Raw genomic sequence first — 25,959 nt, forward strand, 5'->3', positions numbered from 1 at the left:
GGTTACGCCTCGTAGGCCTCCTGTGCGAGGCGGTGCAGTTTGTGGACGGTGTGTTCGTTCGGGCCGAGCTGGGCCTGTGCGATCGCGCCGGAGTCGAGACCGCGTTGCTGGCGCTCGACGAGTTCGAAGTCCTCTTCCTGAAGCTGACGGCTCGTCCGAACGAACTCCGCTTCTTCCTCGCTGAGGTCGGGGTCCTCGAAGTAGTAGTCCGCGACGAGCTGGAAGCGCCCCTCGTCGATGGGATCAATGATGTAGGTGCCGTAGCCGTCGGCGGTCCCGTACATGTTGACTGTAAAGTTCGGCCAGAAGTAGTAGAACTTCGCCTCGTGCTCCTCGTGAATGCGCATCTCGTCGTCGACGTCTTCCTTGTGCTGATAGTGCAGCACCCAGTGGTAGTCGTTGACCTCGAGTTCGGACTCGAGCAGTTCGAGATCCCTGACCCAGTCCTGGTGGTTGGCCTGACAGTGGTCGCACTCGGAGTAGTTGCCGCCGAAGACCTTCCAGTTGCACTCGACCTCCGAGACGATGCGCCGGGCGAGCTGGTACTCCTCGAGCGGGAGCGCCTCGAGTTCGGATTTCATTTTCCCGGCCTGTTCGTCGAGTGACATCGGCTCCTCGTCGAAATTGACGAAAACGAACGGGCCGATGCGGTCGCTGTGGACCTCCATGAGAGCGTTCTCCTCGGCGTCGAGTTCGGGGACGTCTTCGTCCTCGAGGTCGGGGTTCAGTCGTGCCTCCTCGAAACTCCGCGGCGTACTCGCGAGATCGCCGTCGAGGTCGTACGTCCAGAGGTGGTACGGACACTGGATCCGGCTCGCGCTGCCCGGATCGGTCATCGGCGTCTCCTCGACCATCGCCGACCCGCGGTGGGCACAGACGTTGTAAAACGCCTGTACGTCGCCCTCGTGGTTTCGAACCACGATGATCTCTCGGTCGCCGATCGTCCGGGTGAAGTAGTCTCCCGGCTCCGGAATGCAGTTTACGTGTCCCGCGTACACCCAGTACTGACCGAACACCGCCTCCTTTTCCATTTCGTGGACGTCCGGGTCCGTGAAGTACTGCGCCGGCAAGGCGTTCGTCTCGTCCGTGATATCGGGACTGACCGCTTCGACCTCGTCGAGACCGTTGTTCCACCGTGTCATACTGTATGGTATGGCATGGCGTATCGGTCAATAAGGGTTGATCGCAGGTAGTTCGTATCTATAAGTGATGCCGGCCGTACAGTTCGCCGTTGACACCTCGAGCGACGATTCTCGAGTCGATGCCGACTGCGGGTTTCGAACCCGATCGTTCGCCGACGATTCAAAAAGGTACGATATAAGACGGAGTAACAATCAAGGGGCGCGTCGCCGAATCGGCCGGCAGTATGCCTTCGACTGGAGATCGGTACGACGTCATCGTGATCGGCGTCGGCGGGATGGGCAGCGCGACGACGTACCACCTCGCCGACCGCGGACTCGACGTGTTAGGACTCGAGCGCTACGACATCCCTCACACGATGGGCTCGTCACACGGCATCACGCGCATCATTCGCCGCGCCTACTACGAACACCCTTCGTATATTCCGCTCATCGAGCGCGCGTACGACCTCTGGGACGACCTTGCAGCGGACACTGGTCGCGACGTGATTCACCGGACGGGATCGATCGACGCCGGCCCCGAGGGCAACGTCGTCTTCGAGGGCTCGCTGCGCTCGTGTGAGGAACACAACATTCCCCACGAGGTGCTCACGAGCGCGGAGGTCGCCGAGCGCTTCCCGGGCTACGACCTCCCGGACGGCCACCGGGCGCTGTACCAGCCCGACGGCGGCTTCGTCGTCCCCGAACAGGCTATCGTCGGCCACGTCGAAGCGGCCCAGGCGGTGGGTGCCGACGTCCGCGCCCGCGAGCAGGTTCTCGAGTGGGAGCCGACGCCCGACGGCGGCGTCCGCGTTGAGACCGACCGGGGCACCTACGACGCCGAAAAGATGGTGCTCGCCGCCGGGGCCTGGAACGACAAGTTCACCGACGCGCTCTCCGGACTCGCGGTTCCCGAACGACAGGTGTTGGGCTGGTTCCAGCCCAAGCGCCCGTCGACGTTCGAACCCGCAAATTTCCCCGTCTGGAACCTGAAAGTACCCGAAGGCCGGTTCTACGGCCTGCCGATCTACGACGTCCCGGGGTTCAAGATCGGTAAGTACCACCACCGCGACGAGCAGGTCGATCCGGACGACTACGACACCGAACCGAACCGCGAGGACGAGCACCTGCTCCGGGAGGTCACGGCGAACTACTTCCCCGAGGCCGCCGGGCCCACGATGCGACTCGCGACCTGCATGTTCACGAACTCCCCCGACGAGCACTTCATCCTCGATACGCTCCCCGACCACCCGCAGGTGGCCGTCGGCGCGGGCTTTTCCGGCCACGGCTTCAAGTTCGCCAGCGTTATCGGTGAGATCCTCGCCGATCTCGCGGCCGACGGCGATACCGACCACCCGATCGAGATGTTTCGACTGGATCGGTTCGACGACTGACTCGGTCGACAGTTCGTCTCCGTACCGACCTTCGATGGATCGTGAACAGCAGTCCATTCGACTCGAGCGACGCATCGGTGCGTCGGGCGCGTCGGGTAAATCGGATGCGTCGATTTCCGTCACTAACTGGATGGGTCGACAGCGTCGGACGATGTGACGAGCATCGGAAGGAAGCGTCGGAGGATCAGCACGAAGACGACGACGAGGACCGCGATCCCAAGCGCGAGCGGGAGCGGATTGTCGTCGACCAACCAGTAGCCAAACGGCGTTCCGATCAGGACCGACGGCGGTGCCATCCCGCCGAGGAGAACCGCCAGCAGGCCGAGGAGGCCTTGCAGAACGTGCTCATCTTCGGGAACATAGCGGTACAATCCAAGGGCGACCGTAAGACAGCCGAGTCCGAACGCGAGTAGCCCGCCGAGGGCGACGTACGCTGCCAACGCGAGCCCCGTGCCGGCGGTTATCGTCAGGTCGTACTCCTGTGTCCGACGAGAGGGCGTCATACCCACTATTTTCTCTCAGAAACAAATCAATTCACTGGTATCTCTGTGACCTGTGTATCGAACTATTTCGCCGTGACTGGGCGTCGCCGATCCGAGCACGTGATGTATTCGATCCACCGCTCCTGGCCGCGTTTTGGTCGATCAATTCATCGAGCCGGTCTCACTGATAGCTAGCACCCGGTATCGGTTCTCCCGACTGTTATACGGCACAGATTATACACCCGGATAGCTATGCGCGAACGAGTGGCAGTATCCGTGTCACATGAGTACAGGGAACACGATTCCAGACCGTGCAGGAACCGTTATCGTCGGTGCTGGCTGTGTCGGCTGTAGCGCCGCCTATCACCTGACCCAACTCGGCCGTGAGGACATCGTGGTCGTCGATCAGGGACCGCTGTTCGAAACCGGTGGCTCCACCTCTCACGCCCCTGGGCTGGTGTTCCAGACGGGGGGCAACAAGCTGATGACGCGGATGGCATCGTACACGCGCGAGTTGTACGAAGAACTCGAGAGCTTTCGGACATGCGGTGGCATCGAGGTAGCCTACACCGAGGATCGCTGGGAGTACCTGAAACGAAAGCTCGAGCGCGGTCAGGCCTACGGTATCGAGGACGGGGAACTCCTCTCGCCCGACGCGGTCGCCGACCGCGTTCCCCAACTCGACTCCGACACCATCCACGGCGGCTACTACGTCCCGACGGACGGGAAGGCCCACGCCGTCGACGCTTCGGCCACGATGGCCGAGCGCGCTCGAGCCGCCGGCGCCGAGTTCTACGGCGAGACGACGGTAACGGACCTCGAGGTCGAGGGCGGCGAGATTCAGGCGGTCGTCACCGACCGCGGGCGCATCGCGGCCGACGAGGTGCTGCTGGCGACGAACATCTGGGGCCCGCTGTTCGGCGACATGGTCGACGTCGACATTCCGCTCGTGCCCTGTGCCCACCAGTATCTCGTCTCGGATGAGCTCCCCGAACTCGCCGGCGCGAGCCGCGAGATCGAACAGCCGCTGTTGCGCCATCAGGATCGATCGCTGTACTTCCGCCAGCACGGCGAGTCCTACGGCATCGGCTCGTACAACCACGAACCGTTGCTGGTCGACCCCGAGGACATCTACGGGCCCGACCAACTCGAGGATCTGGGCCTCGAGTACCCCTCGCTGCGGGAGTTCACCGAGGAGCACTTCTACGAAAACACCCACCCCGATCACGACCAGACGGCCTACGACGCGGCCTGTGAACTCGTTCCGTCGCTGCGAGACGCCGAGTTCGAGTCGGCGATCAACGGCATGTTCTGTTTCACCCCTGACGGGATGCCGATCCTCGGTCCGACGGAGGAGATCGACGGCCTCTGGTGGGCGCTCGCGATTTGGGTCACCCAGTCGGGCGGCGCGGGGAGCGTCGTCGCCCACTGGATGGAAGACGGCATCCCCCGCCTCGACGGCGAGCGCGTCGACGCCACGGGGGCACACCTCTCGCGGTTCCAGCCCCATACAGGCTCGCGGGAGTACACGCGGGGTCGGGGCGCACAGCAGTACCAGGAGGTCTACCAGCTGATCCATCCGCGAGAGCAACCCCAAGGACAGCGCGGGCTCCGCCGAAGCCCGTTCTACGGACGCCAGCAGGAACTCGGCGCGGAGTTCTACGACTCGGGTGGCTGGGAGATGCCGCAGTGGTACGAGACGAACGAATCCTTACTCGAGGAGTACGACGTGCCCGACCGGCCGGACTGGCTCGATCGAAACTGGTCGAAAGCTCAAGGCGTCGAACATCAGGCCGTCCGCGACCGCGTCGCGATGGTCGACATGACCACCTACACCGGAATCGAGGTGACCGGCGACGGCGCGACCGACCTCCTCCAAGGGCTGCTGACGAACGATATCGACGTCTCGCCGGGCCGGATCCGCTACGCGGCGATGTGCAACGCAGACGGTGGCGTTCTCGCCGACGTAACGGTCGCACGGCTTGCGGACGACCGATACATGGTGTTTACCGGCGGGGGCAACTCCGCGACGCTGCACTCGCGGTGGATCCGCGAGCACGCGCCCGACGACGGCTCCGTCGCGGTGACGACCCACGACTCGAGCATGTGCGGAATCGGCGTTTTCGGCCCCGACGCACGCTCCGTCCTGTCGTCGCTCGTCGAGACGGACCTCTCGAACGACGCCTTTCCCTTCTACACCGCCCAGGAAACCTACCTCGAGAGCATCCCCGTGACGATGCTTCGGCTCTCCTACGCTGGGGAACTGGGCTGGGAGCTGTACGCGCCGATGGAGTACGGCGCGCAACTGTGGCAGACGATCGAGGACGCCGGCGAGGCCTACGGCATCGTTCCGATGGGCTGGGAAGCGCTCGATTCGACGAGTATGGAGAAAGGGTTCCGGCTGTGGGGCACCGACATTACCCCCGAGTACAACCCCTACGAGGCCGGGATCGGCTTCGCGGTCGACCTCGAGACCGACTTTGTTGGAAAGGACGCGCTGCTCGAGGCCAAAGACGCGGGCATCGACCGCAAGATCGCCCCGATCACGCTCGACGAGCCCGGCGCCGTCGTTGACGCGGGTCATCCGGTACTCGATCCCGACAGCGGTGACGTCCTCGGCGATGTCGTTCGCGCTGACTACGGCTACACGATCGACGCCGGGATCGCGTACGCCTATCTGCCGGTCGAGTACGCTGAGGCGGGATGTGATGTCGAGATCAGCTACGAGAACGAGCGCCACGCCGCGACGGTCCGGGACGAGCCGCTGTTCGATCCCGACCGCGAGAAAATGATCTGTTGACAACCATGAGCCAGGAGTACAGCAGTGTCGACATCGCCGACATCGAAGCGGCCCGCGATCGGATCGACGACGAGTCGGTCGTCAAGCGCACGCCGATCGAGCGGAGCACCTCGCTCGACGAACTGACCGGCGGCGAGGTCCACCTCAAGATGGAGCACCTCCAGTGGACGGGCTCGTTCAAAACCCGCGGCGCGTACAACAAGATCGCCCAGTGCGTCGCCGAGGGCGACACGGAACGAGTCGTCGCGGCCAGCGCCGGCAATCACGCACAGGGCGTCGCGCTCGCGGCGACGGAACTCGGTGTCGACGCCACGATCGTCATGCCGAAAGGCGCACCGCAGGCGAAGGTCGACGCCACTCGGAGTTACGGTGCCGACGTCGAACTCGTCGGCAGCGACTTCCGGGAAGCGATGGCCCACGCTCAGGGGCTCGTCGGCGACGAGCGGACGACGTTCGTCCACGCCTACGATGATCCCGCGATCGTCGCCGGACAGGGGACGCTCGGCCTCGAGATGTACGACGACCTTCCGTCGGTCGACACCGTGGTCGTCCCGATCGGCGGCGGGGGGCTCATCTCGGGGATCGCGACGGCCTTCGCCGATCGCTCGCCTGGGACCCGAATCGTCGGCGTGCAAGCCAGCGGCGCGGCGACCGTCGCAGAGAGCCTTCGGAAAGGAACACCCGTCGCCCTCGATTCGGTCGATACGATCGCGGACGGCATCGCGACCGGTGGCATCTCGGAGCTGACGCTCTCGCTGATTGACGAGCACGTCGACGAGGTCGTCACCGTTACCGACGGCGAAATCGCTCGGGCAGTGTTGCTCTTGCTCGAGCGCGCCAAACAGGTCGTCGAGGGGGCTGGCGCGGCGTCGGTCGCTGCGATCATCAGCGACGAACTCGACGTCGCGGGCGAGACGGTGATGCCGCTTCTGTGTGGCGGAAACCTCGATATGACGATGTTACAGACGGTGCTCGTCCACGCGCTGACCGACCGCGAACAACTGCTACGACTGCGCGTGCGAATCGACGACCGGCCGGGCAAGATGGAGGACGTCTCGGGCCTCATCGCCGAACACGGTGCGAACATCCAGACCGTCCGCCACGACCGCTCGGCGCCCGAATTAGACGTCGGCGAGGCGCACCTCGTCTTCCAGATCGAGACGAGCGGCTCGAGCCAGTCGCGGGCGATCGTTCGGTCGATTCGCGATCACGGCTACGAGGTTCGACATGTCAACGCCTGACACAGATAGGTGACCGTATGACACTCCCCGCCTCGCTGGCGAACCAATTTGGCCGGCGGTATAAAAGTGACGCTGGCTATTAAGATAAATCTTGATTGCGGTTGTTGTTATCTTCTACCATGGTGTATGAGATCATGGTATATAGTGGCACAGGAGTTGTGCCGGTGCAAAACGACGGCAGATCCGTCGGTTTAACCGTGAGCGAACTCGAACTGAACCGGTCGACCGAACGAGGGAGGACGCGCCCGTGGCGCGTGATCGGCTATGACTGAGCGCGATTCGGACGGAGCGGTCCGAACCTTCCTCGATGAGCTCGATCCCACCGTGTTCGGGTTTGGGGTCGTCGTCGCCGTGCTAATCGTCGTGGCCTTTTTGTTCCGGGAGAATCGCACGCTCGAGCTCATGGAAGGGATCAACGAGTTCCTGTGGACGAGTTTCGGTTGGGCGTACCTCGTCTCGATGTTCGCGCTCGTTGGGTTCGTGCTGTATCTCATCTTTGGCCCGTGGGGCAACATCAAGCTGGGCAAGGAGGACGAAGACCCCGAGTTCAGCTTCCTCGCGTATTTCGCGATGTTGTACTCCGCGGGGATCGCTGCCGGCATCGTCTTTTGGGGCCCGGCGGAGGCGATCTTCCACTACTCGACGCCCTCGCCGTTTTCGGGAGTCGAAGCCGAATCGACAGCCGCCGCCATTAGCGCACTCCAGTACACCTTTTTCCACTGGGGAGTCTCGGCGTGGGCGGCGTACGTGGTCGTGGCGATTCCGATCGCCTACTTCGCCTACCGCCGCGACGCGCCGATGCGAATCTCGACGATTATTGGACCGATCGTCGGCTTCGACAACCTCGACAGTCCCTGGGCGAAACTCGTGGACATCCTCGCCGTCTTCGCGACGATCGGCGGCATCGCGACAACGCTCGGCCTGGTCGGAAATCAGTTTCTCGTCGGCCTCGAGTACGCCGGCGGCATCTCCTTTGGTGATGCCGGAACCGTCCTCGTGATCACGGGGTTGACCGTGGCCTTTACCGTCTCGGTCGCACTCGGCGTCGAGCGCGGAATCCGCCGCATTTCGTACTTCAACATGGGACTGTTCGCCGTCCTGACGGGCGCAGCGTTCATCCTCGGACCGACGGTGTACATCATGACTGTCGGCACCCAGGCGCTGGGGGCGTACGTCAACGAGTTCATCTCGATGAGTCTCTACATGGGTGCGGGCGAAACCGGCGGTCAGGGAGCCGACGCTGGCTTCGTCGGTGCCTGGACCGTCTTCTACTGGGCCTGGTGGTTCTCCTGGGCGCCGTTCGTCGGCCTCTTTATCGCCCGGATCTCTCGCGGGCGGACCGTCCGACAGGTCGCCGCCACCGGCGTCGTCGCGTCCACGGCCATCACGATCCCCTGGTTCGCGACGATGGGCGCCACCTCGATTTTCATGCAGTCGAGCGGTCAGGCCGATATCCTCGGCACGCTCGAGGCCTGGGGCTTCGAGGAGGCCGTCGCCGGCTACCCGATGTTCGAGGCGCTGCCGGCCGGCGAACTTCTCACCGTCCTCTTTCTGGTGCTGGTGACGACCTTCTTCGTGACGTCGGCGGACTCCTCGACGCTCGCGCTGGGGATGCTCACCACCGGCGGCAAACGGAAGCCCTCGACGATCAACCGCGTTATCTGGGGCGGGCTCATGGGTGCACTGGCCTCGCTGCTGATGGTCGCTGGCGGTACGTCGGCGCTTCAGCAGGCGGCGATCATCGCTGGCGGCCCCTTCGCGATTATCACGTTGCTCGCTGTCGGCGTCATGATCTGGATCTTTGGCAGCCGTCGGGCCGTCTTCCTCCGCGAGGAAGACCGCTCGACGACCACGACCGGGCCGGCCGCCTCCGACGACGACTGAGGTGGTCACGGACGGCTCGAATCGACGACTGTCGATCTCTCACCTCACCGTTTGTTTTGGTTCACGTCCGCACGCTACGCAATGGCAGGGCGTCCGGGCTCGAGCGCATCGTGAGTCGACCCAGCCCATCCGAGGACAGCAACGGCTATTCGACGATTGTACGGTTGTCGCTGCCGAACAACTGTCCGAGGAGTCGTTGCTGCCCGAATCGGAGGTGGCGGTTGACTGTCGGTTGGGAAACACCGAGTAGTTCGGCGATATCCTCACCCGTACTCTCACGTGGCCACTCGAAGAAGCCAGCGTAATAGGCGGTCTTCATCACCTCGAGCTGTCTCGGTGTCAGCTCGGCCACCAATGACGTGACCAGCTCTTCTCGGGTGTGCATCGTCCGCTTGACGTCGCGTCTGGCGACGAGCTCGACGCTCGGATACTGTTCGGAGAGCATCCCGACGAACTCCCGGACGTTACTTGTCGGCGGTACGTCGACGACGGCCTCGAGTCCTGTCTCGGTGGCCCGGATCGACCGCGGGCGCGCACCGTGCCGGACGAGTTTCGAGGCGATGACGCGACCGGTAATCGCCGCCTCGAAGAGACATCGGTCGCCCGATTCATTGACGAGGGCGTGGCTTCTGACGGAGACGCTGCCTGCGAGATAGTCGCTGATCTCGTCAGGATCGCCACCGATCGTCGAAAAGAACAGCCGTGTTTCATCGACCGAATAAGCCGTGACCCCTTCGTACTCGACTTGACAGCTGGCGTTCCGTGCGACCCGTGCGAGGAACGTCTCTGCCCCGTCGAACCGAAGCGTCAGCTCGAGGAGCGTATCGGCCTGGAGCGCCTGTCGTGTCTTCACGGCGGTGATCGAGTTTGCGATACTCTCTCCTAATTCTTCGAACACCGTTCGCTCGAGGTCGTCGAAGACGCCCGGTTCGGTGGCGTAGACAGAGAGGACGCCGTACGAGTACTTGTCGACCCTGATGGGGACAGCCAGACAGGACGAGAAGCCGGCGGCGAGGGCGTGCTTTCGCCAGGCGTCGGTTTTCAAATCTTCAAGGACGTTCGTGACGACCGTCGCCCGCTCGGTTCGTGCCGTGCGGACGGACGGCTCTCGAGGCGTCTCGGTCGTCTCGAGGGAGACGGCGTTCAGATAGTCCTGATTGGTACCGGCCCAGCTGTGTGGCTGGAGCGTGGTCTCGCTGGCGTCGAGGCTCCCGATCCAGGCGAACGCGATATCGTCGTTCGCCACCAGTCGTTCACAGACGGTCCGCTCGATCTCCTCGCGAGTGGTGGCGCTGACGAGCGACTGATTGACCGTCCGAATGATCTCGGTGATCTGTATCTGTCGTTCGAGACGGTCGTTTCGCTCCTCGAGCTCGGCGTCTTGCTCCCGGAGGCTTGCTTCACTCTCGAGTCGGTCAAACGTGGCTTCGGTCGTCGCCGCAAGCGTCTCGACCAGCTTCCGGGTCTCGTCGTCGATCGTCGATGGGGGTGCGAGGACGACGAAGACGCCGGACTCGCTGATCGGAACGAAAAACCCACCGTCGACGGGCTCGTCGAACAGTTGTGGGTGTTCGTTCGGTTCGGTGTCGTCAAATACCGTCTGTGTTCCTCCGACGAACGTATTCCAGACGATGGAGTCACTGTCGCCGATGGGGACGGACGGAGGATCACCGTCGCGGTCGCCGAATCCAGCGGTAGACGCGATGGGTTCGAGTCGGCTCACGTCGTTGCTGAGACGATAGATGCCGACACCGGTGACATCGAGGATGTCCTCGGTCGTCTCGACGATCAGTTCAGCGACGTCGGATGCTGTCGCCGTGTGGAGTAGCTCGTGGCTGGCCTCGTGAATCGAGGACAGTGCCCGCTCGTATTCTTTTCGGTCGGTAATATCCAGCGAGGAGCAGCTCAAACCGACGATCTCTCCGGAATCATCGCGCAGTGGCTCGACCGTCAGGTCGTAGGTGACGACGCTGCCGGATAGCTCGTATGTCACCTCCTCGCGAACGCCCTCACCGGTTGCTAACACCGTACGCTTCGGCGCCATAAGCGTCTCCGCTGCCGCCGGTGGTAACAACTCGTCGTCACGTTTACCGAGCACGTCGTCGCGTCGGAACTTTGGATGTGGATTTCCGATCCAGGTGTAGCGGAGGTCGGTGTCCATCCTGAACGCGACCATGGGTGAGTTCTCCAGTGCCACGCGGAAGTGCTCCTTCTCGGTTTGCAGTTCCCGCTCGAGGTGCTTGCGCTCGCGTACGTCCCGACCGATTCCTGCCAGTACCGGGTTCCCATCGGGATCTTCGAGATCGACTGCGGTAAACTCGTGGGGAACGAAGTCACCGTCGGCAGTTTGGACATCGGCTTCGACTCGAGCGCTCCCCGTCTCTTGGGCCCGCTCCATTGCCGCCTGGATCAGTTCCTCGTCGTCTCCCTCATAGAACTCGAGGACGTGCATCGACTCGATTTCGTCGTTCGAATAGCCCGTCATCGCGGGCAGTCGCTCGTTCCAGCGCTGGACGTTTCCGTCCCCGTCGAGGACGTAGAACACGTCGTCGATGGCATCGAGCACGTCGTTGGTATGTCCGAGCTGGCGCTCGAGCCGCCGTTCGCTCTCCCGGACGGTCTCGACCATGCTGTCGATGGCGTTTGCCAGGTCTCCGAGTTCGTCATCGCGGTCACTTGAGAAATCAACGTCGTCCCCGCCGGCGTCGAACCGCTCTATTTTCTCCGTTAACCGCGCGATCGCGTTCCCCGTGTCGCTGGGGACGACGAGACCGAAGAGCCCGACCGTCGACAGCACCGCCAGCGATGACTGGTCCACGACGGACCGAATCGGCACCGTGGTTCCGTCCCAGATGATAGCAAGGGCGACGAGCGTCAGTGCGAAGGCCACCGTCCCCGTCCGACTGGTGGGGAATCTAGTGGCCAACACTCGTCGGCGCGTAGCGTCTCTCATGTGGATCTATTAGCCGCGAGCAGCTATTACTGAGAGGGTAACCCGTACTGCCATCGACCGATCGCGCTCGTCGATCAGACTGCAGCGAGCAGTTGGTTCGGACCGAGACGACTCGAGATGACTCGGCGGGTGACGGCGTTGCAGGCATCGACCTCGGCATTACGAATATCGCTACGGTCGCGTTTCCCGACGAGTATGTCCTCTACCCGGGTAACTCGCTCAAACAGGACAAGCACTACTTCACTCGAACCGAGTACGACACCGAGGGAGAGAATGGGCCGTCAGAGATGTCGGTGTGGGCACGTCGGAAACTCGCTGATCGTGAGACACACTTCTTCCACGTCCTCACGGACGCCATCATCACCGAATGTGTCGAGCGCGGTGTTGGAATGCTCGCGGTGAGCTGGCCTGAAAACGTGCGAGAGTCCGACTGGGGCAAGACAGGAAACAAGAAGTTACACTCGTGGGCGTTTGACCGCATCTACCAGTACCTCGAATATAAAGGCGAGATACGTGGTGTCGAGGTACTGAAGGAGAACGAGTGGGACACCTCGAAGACGTGTTCGGCATGTGGCGACGACACGAAACCGAATCGTGTTGAACGTGGCCTGTACGTCTGCTCGTCGTGTGAACTGGTGGCCAACGCCGATTGCAACGGGGCGGAGAACATGCAGCAAAAGTTGACATCCTCCTGCGCCTGTTCCGCATATAACTCCGAGTCCTCACGGTGAGGATAGGAGTAACGGCTGTGTGGCACAGCCCTCGGTATACCTGTTCGACCGCGAGAGCGGGATGTTCACCACGAGAGAACAGGTTATATCGTAGACCGGCAAATATCCCAACCTATGGTACGGGAAGCTCCGGCGTTCACGCCGGAGAGGATGTCACTCGTACACCGGGAACAAGTCACAGAGGTCGTCGACCGACTCGGAGACGCGCTCGAACGTCGCGTCGTCGTCGGGCGCGTCGAGCACGTCGACGATGTGGTGGGCGACCGTCTCGATCTCCGCGGGGCCGAACCCGCGGGTCGTCAGCGCGGGCGTGCCGATCCGGACGCCGCTGGTGACGAACGGCGACCGGGTTTCGCCCGGAACGGTGTTTTTGTTGACGACGATGCCGACGTCCGAGAGCGCGGCTTCGGCGTCGTCGCCGGTGAGTTCCGGATGCGACTCTCGGAGATCGACGAGGACGAGATGTTTGTCGGTACCGTCGGAGACCAGCGACAGCCCGCGGTCGCGGAACACGTCCGCGAGGGTGGCCGCGTTTTCGACGGTTCGATCGGCGTACGCCTCGAATTCGGGTTCTAAGGCCTCCCCGAAGCCGACGGCCTTGCCGGCGATATTGTGCATGAGCGGGCCGCCTTGACTGCCGGGGAAAACCGCGCTGTCGACGTCGTCGGCGTACGCCTCGTCGCACATGATGATCCCGCCCCGACCGGCCCGGACGGTCTTGTGCGTGCTCCCGGTGACGAAGTCGGCGTGCTCGACCGGACTCGAGTGGACGCCCGCCGCGACGAGGCCGGTGATGTGGGCGATATCGGCGAGATGGTAGGCGTCGACCGTATCTGCAATCTCGCCGACACGCTTCCAGTCGAACTCGCGGGGGTACGCCGAGGAGCCGCTGACGATCATCGCCGGGTCGACCGCACGGGCCTGTTCGGCGAGGGCGTCGTAGTCGATGTACCCCGTTTCCGGATCGACCTCGTACTGTTCGACCTCGTAGAGCTGACCGGAGAAGTTGACGTGATGGCCGTGACTGAGGTGGCCGCCATGGGTCAGATCCAGCGAAAGGATCGTCTCACCCGGCTCTAAGGCGGCGAAGTAGACGCCCATGTTCGCCTGCGTGCCCGAGTGTGGCTGGACGTTGACGTGGTCGGCTCCCCACAGCGATTTCGCCCGTTCGATCGCCCGTCGCTCGACCTCGTCGACGTGTTCGCAGCCGCCGTAGTAGCGCGCGCCGGGGTAGCCTTCGGCGTACTTGTTCGTCAGCGCTGTTCCCTGGGCGGCCAGTACGGCTTCGGACACGTGATTCTCCGAGGCAATCATTCCCAGCGTCGACTCCTGACGCTCGCGTTCGCGTTCGACGGCGTCGGCGACCGCCGGATCGACCTCTGTGAGTGGGTCTGACATACCAAAGGCATGGACGAATCCACGCAAGTATCTTGATCGCAGGTAATCGACCCGTTGAAAAGCGACTGGGATCGCTCGCCATCCCTCGAGAGCCGCGCCGTCCCTCGAGTTCGAGAGCCGCGCCGTCCCTCGAGTTCGAGAGCCGCGCCGCCGCCAACTTAAGCGTCCGTACTGTCTCAGATCGTGTTTTACGGTCGTTCGTCGTGACTGTCTCTCTCATGAAACGTGTTATCAACACAGACGAAGCGCCCGCGGCGGTCGGCGCATACAGTCAGGCGACTGCCACTGGCGACCTCCTGTTCACCGCCGGACAGCTCCCGTTCACTCCCGACGGCGACCTGCTCGAGGACGTGCCGGTCGCCGACCAGACCCGCCAGTGTCTCGAGAACGTCGCAGCGATCCTCGAGTCGGAAGGTGCAGACCTTGAGGACGTGCTCAAAGTCACGGTCTTTCTCGACGATATCGACGACTTCGAGGCGATGAACGAGGCCTACGCCGAGTTTTTCGAGGACTCGCCGCCGGCGAGAAGCGCCGTCGAGGTCGGTCGCGTTCCGAAAGGTGCTGCCCTCGAGATCGAGGCCGTGGCGGTACTCGAGTAGCGGCCGCGAGTCGGAGACGGGACGTCGTTTCCTACGGCGAGCCGCCCTTGATCAGTCGCAACACCGTCACGTGGTCGCTCTCGACCGGTTGGTCCTCGGGCACCGGCCGCCCATCGACGAGGACGCTCACCTCGTGTGGACTCAACTCGACCTCGCGAAGCAGATCCGCGTAGGTCGGCGTCTCGGTGCCGCCCTCGGCGTTCGATGCGGCCTCGAGTTCGAGTTCGTAGGTGGCCTCACCCTTGACGTCGACGGTGACGTGCATACGCGCAGTTGCGAGGCGACGGTCTTGAGCACGTCGCTCGCGATCAGTCCGTGGTTGGCCCGTCGGACCCGGCCCCGACTCGACGGTCGCGCTCGCGGACGCTCCGCCGGTGGCCGTACAGCGCGCGAGCGATCGCGCCCAGTCCCAACAGCAGGACGATCAGGGTGATCAGCCCGCCGACGAACGGGGCTCGAGAGAGAGCGGTTCCGACGGCCAATCCGACCACGAGCGCGAGCCATCGGTTTCCGATCCCGACCGCCGAGAGCAGTGCCGCGGCGACGGCGAACCACCCGTAGACGGCGCCGATCCACAGCAGTAAGGCGAACACGAACGCGCCGATCACCGACAGCGGAATGCCGATGACCGTGATCAAGAGGGCGATCAGAAGAATCGGAACGCCCACGAAGACGCCCAGCCCGACCAATCCGGTACGGAGCGGGCCCGTCGAGACGCGGGCCGCAACGTTGCCGGAAAACCGCGGGAACAGCGCGAGCAACACAGCACCAAGCAGCAGGTTCACCGCGAAGGCGTAGGCGGCAAACACCCACGGTGCGAACGTCGGGATCGTCGGTGTGGTGCTGATCCCGAGCGAGGAATCCTGCTCGATCGTGCCTGCGACCGCGTCGGTGTTGCCCTCCAGATTGCCGTCGTATCGCAGGTCACCCGCGATCGACGCGCCCTCGCCCAGCCGGATCGTCTCGGCACCGATTTCGGCATCGCCCTCGATCGTGCCGTCGATGGTTGCGCTCCCCACGCCGGCCCTGAGATCCCCGCCAATGGTCCCGCTCTCGGCGACCGTGAGGCTTCCCGCACCGACGTCGACGTCGCCGTCGACGACCCCGGCGATGGTCACGCTCCCACTCGCAACCTCGAGGGTGCCGCCGACCTCGCCGCCGTCTTCGATCACTACGTCACCCCCGGCGGCGCTGACGTCACCGGTGACGGTCCCGCGAACGACGATGCTTCCGCCGAACGCCTCGAGTTCGTCGACGGTCTCGCCCTCGTCGACGACGATCGTCCCGCCCGTTCGCGCGTCCGACTGGGCCGCGACCGTGGCCGGGACCGTCCCGGCGAGGACGAGCGCGATCACGGCAATGACGACGACGGTTCGCAGACGCTGATTCCTGTCCATACACTCACATTGGCTGGCTGACGATAAAAACGTACGACAGTGGTTTCGGCGATACTGACGGTCTCACTCCCGTGATCGTCATGGTCTCGCTGTGCCCGCTCGCTTCGACGGTGGGTTCGGAGGACTGTCTTGAGGCCGACGGCGGTGTTCGGTCGTTTTATCTTGCGGCCACCCCTTTCGAGCGGTATGAGCGAGGCCGACGCCGAGGCGGCGGAGCCAACACCCGGCAAGACCGAGGTCTGGATCGAGAAGTATCGGCCGAAACGGCTCGACGAGATCAAGGGCCACGAGAACATCGTCCCGCGACTGCAACGCTACATCGAGCAGGACGACCTGCCGCACCTCATGTTTGCAGGACCGGCGGGTGTCGGGAAAACTGCCAGTTCACAGGCTATAGCCCGCGAAATATACGGCGACGACTGGCGCGAGAACTTCCTCGAACTCAACGCATCGGACCAGCGGGGGATCGATGTCGTCCGCGACCGGATCAAGGACTTCGCACGCACCTCGTTTGGCGGCTACGACCACCGCATCATCTTTCTCGACGAGGCCGACGCGCTGACCAGCGACGCCCAGTCGGCGCTGCGCCGGACGATGGAGCAGTTCTCGAACAACACGCGCTTTATCCTCTCGTGTAACTACTCGAGCCAGATCATCGACCCGATCCAGTCGCGCTGTGCCGTCTTCCGGTTTACCGAACTCTCCGAGGACGCAATCGAGGCCCAGATCCGCGAAATCGCTGAGATCGAAGGGATCACGGTGACAGACGACGGGATCGACGCGCTGGTGTATGCGGCCGACGGCGACATGCGGAAGGCGATCAACGCCCTGCAGGCCGCCGCCGTCATGGGCGAGACCGTCGACGAGGAGACCGTCTTCGCGATCACCTCGACGGCCCGTCCCGAGGAGGTCGAGGCGATGGTCGATCACGCTATCGACGGCGACTTCACCGCTGCCCGCGCCGCCCTAGAGGACCTCCTGATGGAACGCGGCCTCGCCGGTGGTGACGTCATCGACCAACTCCATCGCTCGGCTTGGGAGTTCGACATTCCTGAACAGGCGACGGTTCGCCTGCTCGAGCGCCTCGGCGAGGTCGACTATCGGATCACCGAAGGCGCAAACGAGCGCCTGCAACTCGAGGCGATGCTGGCGTCGCTGGCACTCGAAAACGAGTAGGCTCGAGTTACGAGCCGATTTCGGCGCCCTCGACGCCGGAGACCACGACTGTCGTCTGCGTTTCGTCGTTGGTTGTGCTGACCGTCCAGCCATGCGCATCAACGATGCGTGCGACCGGCTCGATGTCGGTCCCGGTGCCGTCGGTCGCGAGTCGGGGAGCACTGGTGGGTGCGCTCTCGAGTGCTACACTGTCTGCGTCACAGCCACCCACGGCGAACCCGTCGTCGGTTCCGCGGACGACGACAGCGGCGTCACCGGCTCGCTCGTCGTCGGCTTGGTCGCACTCGAGGATCACCCGAAAAAGGTGTTCGAACAGCGCTTGCAACTGTCGTTTATCGGCCTCGAGGAGTCGATCGGTGTCCTCGGGGGCGACGAGTTCGGCGTCGTCGGCTGCGACAGTGGCCCACGCCTGCCGGGCGACGTCGTGTATGGCGACGGGCTCGAGTTCGCCGACGCATTCGTCTCGACGGGCGATCGCGGCCAAGTCGTCGACGTGCGCTCGCAGTCGCGTCTGTGCCTCCTTGACCGCCGCGAACTGCTCCCGGGTTCCAGTCCGTTCGGCAGCCGCGAGATAGCTGTCGGCGACGGTCAGCGACGTCCGGATATCGTCCTCGAGGACGTCGGCGACCCGCTCGAGTCGCGACTGGGTGGCAGCCAGTGTCTGTGCCTGCTGTGTGTTTTCGGTGACGTCGCGGTAGATGACAAGCCCCTGTAGTGGCTGGCCAGTCGCCTCGGGTGCACAGGGGACGATGGTCAGTTGGAACGTCCGGACGCCAATTGCGGTGTCGTGGCGACTGTCGAACTGTCGGCTTTTGGCTGACTGGATCACGTCGGACAGGACGGCCGTTCGTCCCTCGAGTCCGGGTGGGGCGACTCCCTCGTCGCCGTTGATGGGGCAGTCGACGACCGCCGCGCGGTCGATCTCGAAGATGTCGACGAAGCGGTCGGAGACTGCACGCACGAGCAAGCGGCCATCGGTGCGTTCGTATCGCAGCGCCGGCTCGGGAAGGGCGTCGAAGGCGGCCCGGAACGCATCGCTGGGTTCCGAATCGGCAGCATCCCGACAGACCCACTCGATCTCGTCTGCGAGATGCGAGACGGCGTCGTCGGTCCCCTTTCGTACGTAGCCGTCGACCCCGTCAGTGGCGTGTGCTGCCCTCGGCGCGTACGAGGCGTCGGTAAAGAGCACCAGTGGTGTCTCTCCGCACGCCTCGCTCACCTCGAGCAGGCTGGCCCCCGAGACGGTCGTCGGCGTCTCGGCGAAGACGACGCAGTCGACGTCGACCACCCACGTACTCGGTGCCCCGGCCGACGCCGTCGACAGCGGATAGACCGTTCGTTCCCGGCCCGACGGGACGGCCTCGAGGGCCGCGGCTCCCTCGCGAGCCGCCGCCTCGCTCCCGGCGAGGTAGAGCACCGTCTGTAGCCGCGAGGTGTTGGTCATGGCGGTGATCAGTGTTCGTTTCCGAACGAACACTCTACCTTAATAAAGATACGCTGCACAGCTGTACTATAGTATCAAGTACTGTTATCTGTCAGCTCGACGTGGTCCGGCTTGGTTCGCGTCTCGAGTCGCCGGCCGTCGTTGCGTCCTCGAGGCCCTTATCGTTTCGAAATAAACGTTGCGGAACTGTTTTAGGCGCTGGCTCGCGAACACACCTGTAATGAGCGAACTGGCGGACGAATACCGCCTCGAGTACTTCGAGGAGGAAGGATTCGAGCGAAAGGAGTGTCCGAGTTGTGGCGCTCACTTCTGGACCCGAGATCACGACCGGGAAACCTGTGGTGAGCCGCCGTGTGAGGAGTACGGCTTCATCGACAACGCCGGCTTCGACGACGAGTACAGCCTCGAGGAGATGCGCGAGGCGTTTCTCTCGTACTTCGAGGACCACGACCACGAGCGGATCGACCCGTACCCGGTCGCGGCGAACCGCTGGCGTGACGACGTCCTGCTGACGCAGGCGTCGATTTACGACTTCCAGCCGCTGGTGACCAGCGGGGAGACGCCGCCCCCGGCGAACCCGCTGACGATCAGCCAGCCCTGCATTCGGATGCAGGACATCGACAACGTCGGCAAGACGGGCCGCCACACGATGGCCTTCGAGATGATGGCCCACCACGCGTTCAACACGCGCGAGGACGTCGACGAAGACGAGTACGCCTACTACGGCGAAGTCTACTGGAAGGACAAGACCGTCGAACTCTGTGACGGCTTCTTCGAGTCGCTGGGCGTCGATCTCGACGAGATTATCTACATCGAAGATCCGTGGGTCGGCGGCGGCAACGCCGGCCCTGCGATGGAGGTCATCTTCCGCGGCGTCGAACTCGCCACGCTCGTCTTCATGTCGATGGAACAAGACCCCGACGGCGAGTACGAGATGAAAGACGGGAACCGCTACAGCCCGATGGACACCTACATCGTCGACACGGGCTACGGCCTCGAGCGCTGGACCTGGGTCTCCCAGGGCACGCCGACGGTCTACGAGGCGGTCTACCCCGACATGATCGAGTTCCTCAAAGACAACGCGGGACTCGAGCACACCGACGAGGAAGAACAGCTGGTCCACCGCGCCGCCAAGCTGGCGGGCCACATGGACATCGACGAGGCCGAGGACATGGAGACCGCCCGCGGCGAGATTGCCGCCGAACTCGACGTCGACGCCGCCGAACTCGAGGCACTCATGGAGCCCCTCGAGGACATCTACGCGATCGCGGACCACTGTCGGACCCTCGCGTACATGCTCGGCGACGGCATCGTCCCCTCGAACGTCGGCACGGGCTATCTTACCCGGATGGTGCTTCGCCGAACCAAGCGCCTCTGTGACACCGTCGGCGTCGACGCGCCGCTTGACGAACTCGTCGACATGCAGGCCGAGCGCCTCGAGTACGAGAACCGCGACACGATCCGCGACATCGTCCGCACCGAAGTCGAGAAGTATCGCGAGACGCTCGAACGCGGCGGTCGCCGGGTCGAGACGATGGCCGAGGAGTACGCCGAGAAGGGTGAGCCGATCCCGGTCGAGGAACTGATCGAACTCTACGACTCCCATGGCCTCCAGCCGGATATGGTCGAGGAGATCGCCGCGGAAGCGGGTGCCGAGGTCGACGTCCCCGACGACTTCTACAGTCTCGTCGCCAAGCGCCACGACACCCCCGAGGCCGCCAAGGCGGCTGACAAGAGCGAAGACGCCCGCTTCGTGGATCTTCCGGAAACGGAGAAGCTGTACTACGACGACCAACAGCGCACCCAGTTCGAAGCCGTCGTCCTCGACGTCTTCGAGCGTGAGGAGGGATACGACGTCGTCCTCGACCAGACGATGTTCTACCCCGAAGGCGGTGGCCAGCCCGCGGACCGAGGGACACTCTCGACGGACGATACGACCGTCGAGGTCACAGACGTTCAGATCGAAGACGGCGTCATCCTCCACCGAACCGACGAGAGCCCTGGCAAAGGTGAGTTCGTCAACGGGCAGGTCGACGGCACCCGCCGGCGACAACTCATGCGCCACCATACAGCGACGCACATCGTCATCCACGCGGCCCGACAGGTGCTCGGCGAGCATATCCGACAGGCTGGTGCCCAGAAAGGCGTCGACGCCTCCCGGATTGACATGCGCCACTACGCCCGCATCAGCCGCGAAGACGTCAAACAGATCGAGTCGCTCGCCAACAACATCGTGATGGACAACACGGCTGTCACCCAGGAGTGGCCCGACCGCCACGACGCCGAGGCCGAACACGGCTTCGACCTCTATCAGGGCGGGATCCCGCCGGGCGAACAGATCCGGCTGATCCACGTCGACGAGGACGTCCAGGCCTGCGGTGGGACCCACGTCGCCCGCACCGGCGATATCGGCGCGATCAAAGTGCTGAACACCGAACGCGTCCAGGACGGCGTCGAGCGAATCACTTTCGCCGCCGGCGACGCCGCGATCGAGTCCACCCAGCGCACCGAAGATGCCCTCTACGGCGCTGCGGACGTCCTCGACGTCGCCCCCGAGGACGTGCCGGACACGGCGGAACGCTTCTTCGAGGAGTGGAAGGCTCGAGGCAAGGAGATCGAGGACTTGAAAGAACAGCTCGCCGCGGCCCGCGCCGGCGGCGGTGGCGGCGGCGAGGAAGTCGACGTCGGCGAGACGACGGCCGTTATCGACCGGATCGACGCCGACATGGGTGAGCTGCGCGCGACCGCGAACGCGCTCGTCGAGGAGGGCAAGATCGCCGTCCTCGGCAGCGGCGAGAGCGGTGCCCAGTTCGTCGTCGCCGTGCCGGACGATTCAGGCGTCAACGCCGGTGAGGTCGTCGGCGAACTCGCCGGCCGCGTCGGCGGCGGCGGCGGCGGCCCACCAGACTTCGCTCAGGGTGGCGGCCCGAACGTCGACGACCTCGACGATGCGCTCGAGGACGCACCCGACGTGTTGCGGCAGGTTCAGGACGCCTGATCGACCTCGAGTCGCTGTCTTTCGAGAACCGAAACCACCGTTTTTCTCCGGACCGTCGTCGGAGCTATGCCCACCGCTACCAACGGCTCCGTCTCGTTGTACTACGATCGTGAGGGCGACGGCGACCCCGTCGTCTTTGTCTCCGATGCCGGCCTCGGCGGCTGGTCGTGGGGCTGGCAACACGCGGCCCTCGCCGGCCCCGCCGAGGTCGTCGTCTGGGATCTGCGCGGCACGGGCCGCTCCGACGCCCCGCCCGGGCCCTACACTCTCGAGACGCTCGTCGCCGACCTCGAGGCGGTCCTCGCCGACTGCAATATTCGAAAGGCGCACCTCGTCGGCTGTGGCCTCGGCGGGGCGATCGCGCTCCGTGCCGCTCGAGACTCGAGTCGCGTCGAGACGCTGACGCTCTTTGGCACCGCCGCAAGCGGCGACGCCTACGCCCTCGAGCCACTGTTTGCACCGCTGGACGACCGTGAGGCGCTTCGAGAGTCGCTTGCGGCCGGGTTCTCTGACGACTTCGTCGCGAGCCAGCCCGACGTGCTCGACGGCATTGTCGACTGGCGTATCGATGGCGACGCAGAGCGAGCGGGCTGGGAGGCACAGGCCGCCGCGCTGGAGGACTTTGACGCCAGAGACTGGCTGGTCGAGGTAACCCAGCCGACGCGGGTGATTCACGGCAGCGAGGACGAACTGGTCGCCCCTTCGGCTGGGCAGGCGCTCGCGCGTGGCTTGCCCCGCGGGGAGTACACCGAACTCGAGGGCGCGGGCCATCTCTGCTTTATCGAGCGCTCGCGGACAGTCAACGACCGACTCGTCGGCTGGCTCGCGGACAACGAGTAGTCGCTCGACTGGGTCAACTCGGGAGCCGGTTCGTTCGCTCGAGGACGACGAGGACGACGACCGACGCGCCAAGGAGGGCAGCAGCGCCGCCGAACACTGCATCGTACGTCAGTCCGGACTCGATGAGGAGTCCGACGACCCACGAGCCGAGTGCCTGCATGAGCATCCAACTCGAGCTAAAGACGGCGTAGGCGCTGCCTCGTGTCGAGTCCGGGAGCGTGTCGAGCAGATACGTATCCGTCGCGGGAAACAGGGTGTGGATGACGAATCCGATGACGCTGGTAAGGACGAGTAACGGAAGCAGCCCGTCGACCATCGTCAACGCGAACATGCTCGCGGAGAACGTCCCGACGATACCGAGCAAGTACGGGACGTGTGGGAGCCGATCTGCCAGGTCGCCGCCGAAGTAGAACGCGGGGACGCCGGCGGCGAACACGATCGTGAGCATCGTTCCCGCGGCCCGATCCGAGAGCCCTTTCGTCTGCATGTAGATTTCGTAGAAATTGAACAGCCCCTGCCAGACGAACGACGCCGCGCCGACGAGTGCCAGTGCGGTTACGATGAGCCGCCACTCCGACAGCGCGCCGGCGACGAAGTCACGGTCGTCCGCCCCCGCTGCCGGCATTTCGGTTCCCCGCGCGGCGAGCCACGTGTAGGCCGTCACCACCGCCGCACCGGCGGCGATCGCCCACAGCGAGAGCCGCCAGTCGACGAGCAGCGTGAGCACGACGAACGGGGCGGCGATCACTGCGGCGATCTGGTTGGCTGCCCCGTGGATTCCCATGACGCGCCCGACGCGGGAGGGGTACAGTTCGCTCAGCAGCGGGTTCGCCGAGACGAAGTAGACCCCAGAAGCGATTCCCATAAGAAAGGCTCCCGCCATGAGGTGTGGGACGGTTGCCGCGGTCGCGGCGAACGCGGACGACCCTGCGAGGATGACGCCGGAACCGAGCACGACCTGATGGCGTGGAACTTTCGTGAGCACCCAGCCGGTTGGGAGCCGCAGCGAGGCGCTGCCGATCCACGCGAGTGTCACGATGAGGCCGGCCGTCCCCTCGCCGATCGCGAACTCGCCGATGAAGACGTTCAAAAGCGGCGCAAAGATGATTCTGGCCAGATTGATGAGGAAGACGAGTCCACAGAGGGATGCGAGGAGTCGAGCGCGGGCCACGCCCCTTCTACCCGATAGGGGATCTCAAGCGTTCCGAAATCGGACCGGTTCCACGACTGATACTTGCGAATGACACCCGACCGATTACGTAATCCGGGATAGGAGCAACTCACGTGACTCTCTCGCTGGCTCGTCGGGCCGAGCACTTTCCCGATCGGACGGCGGTCATCGACGTCTCCGAGGAGCGGCTGTACGCGCCTGCGGAGACGATTTACGAGGACCGCGTCACCTACGATGAGCTGTCGGCGCTTGCGACGCATACTGGCCGCCAGCTCTCGGCGCTTGGCCTCGAGGCCGGTGACACCCTCTGTCTCGTGACGCGAAACCGGGTCGCCTCACTCGCACTCTTCGTTGCCTGTCGTCGCCTCGGCGTGACGTTCGCGCCGATCTCCCACTGGCTGACGCCGGCGACCGTCACGCGTCCATTCGACTGTATCGACCCTGATCTCGTCGTCTTCGAGGCGGCCCAGCGCGACCTCGTCCGGTCGATTCCGTTCGACCGTTCGGTGACGCTCTCGGAACTCGAGGCTGCTGACCGCGAATCGAGCGGCAGTGACGGCCACGACCGGACCACTCGGGCCGAATCCGATACTCCGCAGTTGCTCCTCCACGGTGACGGCGGCCACCCGGTCGTCGGCTACTCGGCACGAACGCTCGAGTGGAACTGCATCTCGACGGCCGTCACGTGGGGGCTATCAGGCGACGACGTCGTCCCGCTCGTGGGGCCGCTGTCGACCCCAGACGGGTTCGTTCGCGTCGCGCTGGCGCTGTTGTACGTCGGCGGCACGCTCCTGCTCGACCGGGCGTTTGACCCCGGCGACACGCTGACCGCCATCGAGGCGGAGCGGGCGACGTTCCTCGCGGGCCGCACGTCGTCGCTCACTGACCTCGCAGCCGAGTCGCGGTTCGATGACGCCGCCGGATCGCTCGAGCGAGTCGTCGTCGAGGGATCGCTTTCAGCCGATGCTCGCGACCGATACCACGACTGCTCGATTTCGCTCGCCCGCGCCCGCGGCTGGCTCGAGTGTCCGACCGCGCTCAGTCAGTCGTTTTCGACGGTTGCCGACTCTGCGAGCGTCGGCCGACCGGTTCTCGACTGCCGCGCACGGCTGGTCGACGACGGCACCGTCCTCGAGGGCGACGCTACAGGACGACTCGAGCTGTCGGGGCTGGTCGTCGCCGACGGCTACGTAAATACTGCCGGTACTGCTGACGACGAGTGGGACGAGCCCACGACCAGTCAGCGCTCGAATGAGACGGGAACCGACAGCCGCAGGCGGTTCGACGACGATTGGTTCCACACTGGCGAGCGGTTCCGACGCGACGGCGACGGACGCTACTATCCGCAATGAGTTGGCCGCCGTCTCGAGGCCGGATGCCTCGAGGATCGGTTCACCGACTCGTCCGCGATCGGGGCGACGGCTGCGCGGGGCGGAAAGCCTATTCATCCGGAGTAGCCAATACAGTACAATGAGTCAGCTCCGGCTTGCCGTCCTGAACGCGGCCCATCAGGACCAGAACACGACGCGAAATTTCCGGCGCGAACTCGACGCCTCGCTCGCGGAGTTCGACGCGACCGAGGGCGAGGTGCCACACGGCTTCGAGTACGACGGGGCCGTCGTCACGGGCTCTCGGTCCTCGGTGTACTGGGATGAAGACTGGATTCGCGCCACGAAGGCATGGGTCAGTGATGCAATCGACCGCGATATTCCCTTCCTCGGTGTCTGTTGGGGCCATCAACTGCTCGCGGACGTCCTCGGCGGCACCGTCGAGGACATGGGTGCCTACGAGGTTGGCTACAGCGAGATCGAACATTTCGGCGAGTCGCGGCTGTTCGATGGCATCGAGGAGTCGTTCACAGCCTTCACGAGCCACTCCGACGAAGTCTCACGGCTTCCCCCCGGCGCGGAACCGCTCGCCACGAATCAGTATTCCAACCACGGCTTCCGCAAGGACCGGGTCTTCGGCGTCCAGTTCCACCCCGAGTACGACCCGAAGACGGCCCGCGAACTCGTCCACCGCAAAGAACTCTCCGACGAGCGCCGCGACTCCGTCCTCGCCGAGATCACCCGCGACAACTACCAGCAGGCTTGCGAGGCGAAACTCGTCTTCGAGAACTTCCTCGAGTTCGTTCGCGACGTGAACGGAACCGAGGCGGTCGCCGAGTCGGACGCCGGGTCACCATCCGCTCAGTCCTCCGACTAACGGGTGTCTTTCTGCCGTTCTGAGAACACCAGCCTGCGGCGACTGCTGTCCGCAGGCGGACTTGGTTGACTCTCGCCTTCGACGTCGCACTCGAGGCGCTCGCGCTCGTCGGACTCGAAACGCGTCGA

At 64.3% G+C, this 25,959-nt stretch carries 18 protein-coding genes and 1 pseudogene; 11 read left to right on the plus strand and 8 right to left on the minus strand.

Annotated features, from left to right (window positions below):
• Nucleotides 1-2: 2 nt before the first annotated feature.
• Nucleotides 3-1,142, minus strand: a complete 1,140-nt coding sequence (locus GCU68_RS06340) for an aromatic ring-hydroxylating oxygenase subunit alpha (RefSeq protein WP_152939959.1) — start codon at nt 1,140-1,142, stop codon at nt 3-5.
• Nucleotides 1,143-1,366: 224 nt separating this feature from the next.
• Here GCU68_RS06340 and solA point away from each other — a divergent pair, with 224 nt between their 5' ends.
• Entirely contained in the window at nt 1,367-2,512 is a 1,146-nt protein-coding gene (solA, locus tag GCU68_RS06345) for an N-methyl-L-tryptophan oxidase (protein WP_152939961.1), read from the plus strand.
• 122 nt (nt 2,513-2,634) lie between these two features.
• On the opposite strand, the gene GCU68_RS06350 is transcribed toward solA, so the two are convergent.
• Nucleotides 2,635-3,015, minus strand: coding sequence for a hypothetical protein (locus tag GCU68_RS06350; protein WP_152939963.1), 381 nt, complete (start codon nt 3,013-3,015; stop codon nt 2,635-2,637).
• A 262-nt stretch (nt 3,016-3,277) separates the two neighbouring features.
• Between GCU68_RS06350 and GCU68_RS06355 the strand changes: the two genes are divergently transcribed.
• From GCU68_RS06355 to GCU68_RS06365, 3 genes are all read left to right on the plus strand, one after another.
• Complete coding sequence (locus tag GCU68_RS06355) at nt 3,278-5,794, plus strand: GcvT family protein (protein WP_152939965.1); 2,517 nt, start codon at nt 3,278-3,280, stop codon at nt 5,792-5,794.
• A 5-nt stretch (nt 5,795-5,799) separates the two neighbouring features.
• Complete coding sequence (ilvA, locus tag GCU68_RS06360) at nt 5,800-7,035, plus strand: threonine ammonia-lyase (RefSeq protein WP_152943625.1); 1,236 nt, start codon at nt 5,800-5,802, stop codon at nt 7,033-7,035.
• Between the two features lie 264 nt (nt 7,036-7,299).
• Nucleotides 7,300-8,919: a BCCT family transporter gene (locus tag GCU68_RS06365; protein ID WP_152939967.1), complete on the plus strand. Its 1,620-nt coding sequence runs from the start codon at nt 7,300-7,302 to the stop codon at nt 8,917-8,919.
• Between the two features lie 145 nt (nt 8,920-9,064).
• On the opposite strand, the gene GCU68_RS06370 is transcribed toward GCU68_RS06365, so the two are convergent.
• Nucleotides 9,065-11,809 carry a bacterio-opsin activator domain-containing protein gene (locus tag GCU68_RS06370; protein WP_161991495.1) on the minus strand — a complete coding sequence of 915 codons (2,745 nt, stop codon included), beginning with the start codon at nt 11,807-11,809 and terminating at the stop codon, nt 9,065-9,067.
• A 176-nt stretch (nt 11,810-11,985) separates the two neighbouring features.
• Between GCU68_RS06370 and GCU68_RS06375 the strand changes: the two are divergent.
• A pseudogene (locus GCU68_RS06375) lies at nt 11,986-12,697 on the plus strand (RNA-guided endonuclease TnpB family protein); the annotation flags it as partial.
• 59 nt (nt 12,698-12,756) lie between these two features.
• Here the strand turns inward: GCU68_RS06375 and glyA are convergent.
• Nucleotides 12,757-14,001 (minus strand): serine hydroxymethyltransferase, encoded by a 1,245-nt coding sequence (gene glyA, locus GCU68_RS06380; RefSeq protein ID WP_152939972.1) that lies wholly within the window; start codon nt 13,999-14,001, stop codon nt 12,757-12,759.
• Between the two features lie 218 nt (nt 14,002-14,219).
• Between glyA and GCU68_RS06385 the strand changes: the two genes are divergently transcribed.
• A complete protein-coding gene (locus tag GCU68_RS06385) occupies nt 14,220-14,600 on the plus strand; it encodes a Rid family detoxifying hydrolase (RefSeq protein WP_152939973.1) in 381 nt (126 codons plus the stop codon).
• 31 nt (nt 14,601-14,631) lie between these two features.
• Here GCU68_RS06385 and samp2 read toward each other — a convergent pair whose 3' ends face one another.
• Nucleotides 14,632-14,865: a ubiquitin-like small modifier protein SAMP2 gene (gene samp2 / locus GCU68_RS06390; protein WP_152939975.1), complete on the minus strand. Its 234-nt coding sequence runs from the start codon at nt 14,863-14,865 to the stop codon at nt 14,632-14,634.
• Nucleotides 14,866-14,908: 43 nt separating this feature from the next.
• Entirely contained in the window at nt 14,909-15,997 is a 1,089-nt protein-coding gene (locus GCU68_RS06395; protein WP_152939977.1) for a bactofilin family protein, read from the minus strand.
• A 186-nt stretch (nt 15,998-16,183) separates the two neighbouring features.
• Here GCU68_RS06395 and GCU68_RS06400 point away from each other — a divergent pair, with 186 nt between their 5' ends.
• On the plus strand, nt 16,184-17,173 hold the full coding sequence (locus tag GCU68_RS06400) for a replication factor C small subunit (protein ID WP_152939979.1): 990 nt from the start codon (nt 16,184-16,186) through the stop codon (nt 17,171-17,173).
• A 7-nt stretch (nt 17,174-17,180) separates the two neighbouring features.
• Here GCU68_RS06400 and GCU68_RS06405 read toward each other — a convergent pair whose 3' ends face one another.
• The gene (locus GCU68_RS06405) at nt 17,181-18,617 is read right to left on the minus strand and encodes an ATP-binding protein (RefSeq protein WP_152939981.1); all 1,437 of its coding nucleotides are present in this window, start codon (nt 18,615-18,617) and stop codon (nt 17,181-17,183) included.
• A gap of 220 nt (nt 18,618-18,837) precedes the next feature.
• Between GCU68_RS06405 and alaS the strand changes: the two genes are divergently transcribed.
• The gene (alaS, locus tag GCU68_RS06410; protein WP_152939983.1) at nt 18,838-21,615 is read left to right on the plus strand and encodes an alanine--tRNA ligase; all 2,778 of its coding nucleotides are present in this window, start codon (nt 18,838-18,840) and stop codon (nt 21,613-21,615) included.
• 66 nt (nt 21,616-21,681) lie between these two features.
• Nucleotides 21,682-22,455, plus strand: a complete 774-nt coding sequence (locus tag GCU68_RS06415) for an alpha/beta fold hydrolase (protein ID WP_152939985.1) — start codon at nt 21,682-21,684, stop codon at nt 22,453-22,455.
• A gap of 13 nt (nt 22,456-22,468) precedes the next feature.
• Here the strand turns inward: GCU68_RS06415 and GCU68_RS06420 are convergent, their stop codons facing one another.
• A complete protein-coding gene (locus GCU68_RS06420; RefSeq protein ID WP_152939987.1) occupies nt 22,469-23,626 on the minus strand; it encodes an MFS transporter in 1,158 nt (385 codons plus the stop codon).
• 113 nt (nt 23,627-23,739) lie between these two features.
• On the opposite strand from GCU68_RS06420, the gene GCU68_RS06425 reads away from it, so the two are divergent.
• Together GCU68_RS06425 and GCU68_RS06430 are read left to right on the plus strand one after the other, a co-directional pair.
• Nucleotides 23,740-24,978 carry an AMP-binding protein gene (locus GCU68_RS06425; protein WP_152939989.1) on the plus strand — a complete coding sequence of 413 codons (1,239 nt, stop codon included), beginning with the start codon at nt 23,740-23,742 and terminating at the stop codon, nt 24,976-24,978.
• A gap of 118 nt (nt 24,979-25,096) precedes the next feature.
• A complete protein-coding gene (locus GCU68_RS06430; RefSeq protein WP_152939991.1) occupies nt 25,097-25,831 on the plus strand; it encodes a type 1 glutamine amidotransferase in 735 nt (244 codons plus the stop codon).
• Nucleotides 25,832-25,959 lie beyond the last annotated feature (128 nt).

The sequence above is a fragment of the Natronorubrum aibiense genome, from assembly GCF_009392895.1.
GTDB classification, from domain to species: Archaea; Halobacteriota; Halobacteria; order Halobacteriales; family Natrialbaceae; genus Natronorubrum; species Natronorubrum aibiense.

Excerpts from the sequence above, each read along its gene's own strand:
- GCU68_RS06340 (WP_152939959.1), bottom strand. The coding sequence starts at position 1,142 with ATGACACGGTGGAACAACGGTCTCGACGAGGTCGAAGCGGTCAGTCCC.
- solA (WP_152939961.1), top strand. The coding sequence starts at position 1,367 with ATGCCTTCGACTGGAGATCGGTACGACGTCATCGTGATCGGCGTCGGC.
- GCU68_RS06350 (WP_152939963.1), bottom strand. The coding sequence starts at position 3,015 with ATGACGCCCTCTCGTCGGACACAGGAGTACGACCTGACGATAACCGCC.
- GCU68_RS06355 (WP_152939965.1), top strand. The coding sequence starts at position 3,278 with ATGAGTACAGGGAACACGATTCCAGACCGTGCAGGAACCGTTATCGTC.
- ilvA (WP_152943625.1), top strand. The coding sequence starts at position 5,800 with ATGAGCCAGGAGTACAGCAGTGTCGACATCGCCGACATCGAAGCGGCC.
- GCU68_RS06365 (WP_152939967.1), top strand. The coding sequence starts at position 7,300 with ATGACTGAGCGCGATTCGGACGGAGCGGTCCGAACCTTCCTCGATGAG.
- glyA (WP_152939972.1), bottom strand. The coding sequence starts at position 14,001 with ATGTCAGACCCACTCACAGAGGTCGATCCGGCGGTCGCCGACGCCGTC.
- GCU68_RS06385 (WP_152939973.1), top strand. The coding sequence starts at position 14,220 with ATGAAACGTGTTATCAACACAGACGAAGCGCCCGCGGCGGTCGGCGCA.
- samp2 (WP_152939975.1), bottom strand. The coding sequence starts at position 14,865 with ATGCACGTCACCGTCGACGTCAAGGGTGAGGCCACCTACGAACTCGAA.
- GCU68_RS06395 (WP_152939977.1), bottom strand. The coding sequence starts at position 15,997 with ATGGACAGGAATCAGCGTCTGCGAACCGTCGTCGTCATTGCCGTGATC.
- GCU68_RS06400 (WP_152939979.1), top strand. The coding sequence starts at position 16,184 with ATGAGCGAGGCCGACGCCGAGGCGGCGGAGCCAACACCCGGCAAGACC.
- GCU68_RS06405 (WP_152939981.1), bottom strand. The coding sequence starts at position 18,617 with ATGACCAACACCTCGCGGCTACAGACGGTGCTCTACCTCGCCGGGAGC.
- alaS (WP_152939983.1), top strand. The coding sequence starts at position 18,838 with ATGAGCGAACTGGCGGACGAATACCGCCTCGAGTACTTCGAGGAGGAA.
- GCU68_RS06415 (WP_152939985.1), top strand. The coding sequence starts at position 21,682 with ATGCCCACCGCTACCAACGGCTCCGTCTCGTTGTACTACGATCGTGAG.
- GCU68_RS06430 (WP_152939991.1), top strand. The coding sequence starts at position 25,097 with ATGAGTCAGCTCCGGCTTGCCGTCCTGAACGCGGCCCATCAGGACCAG.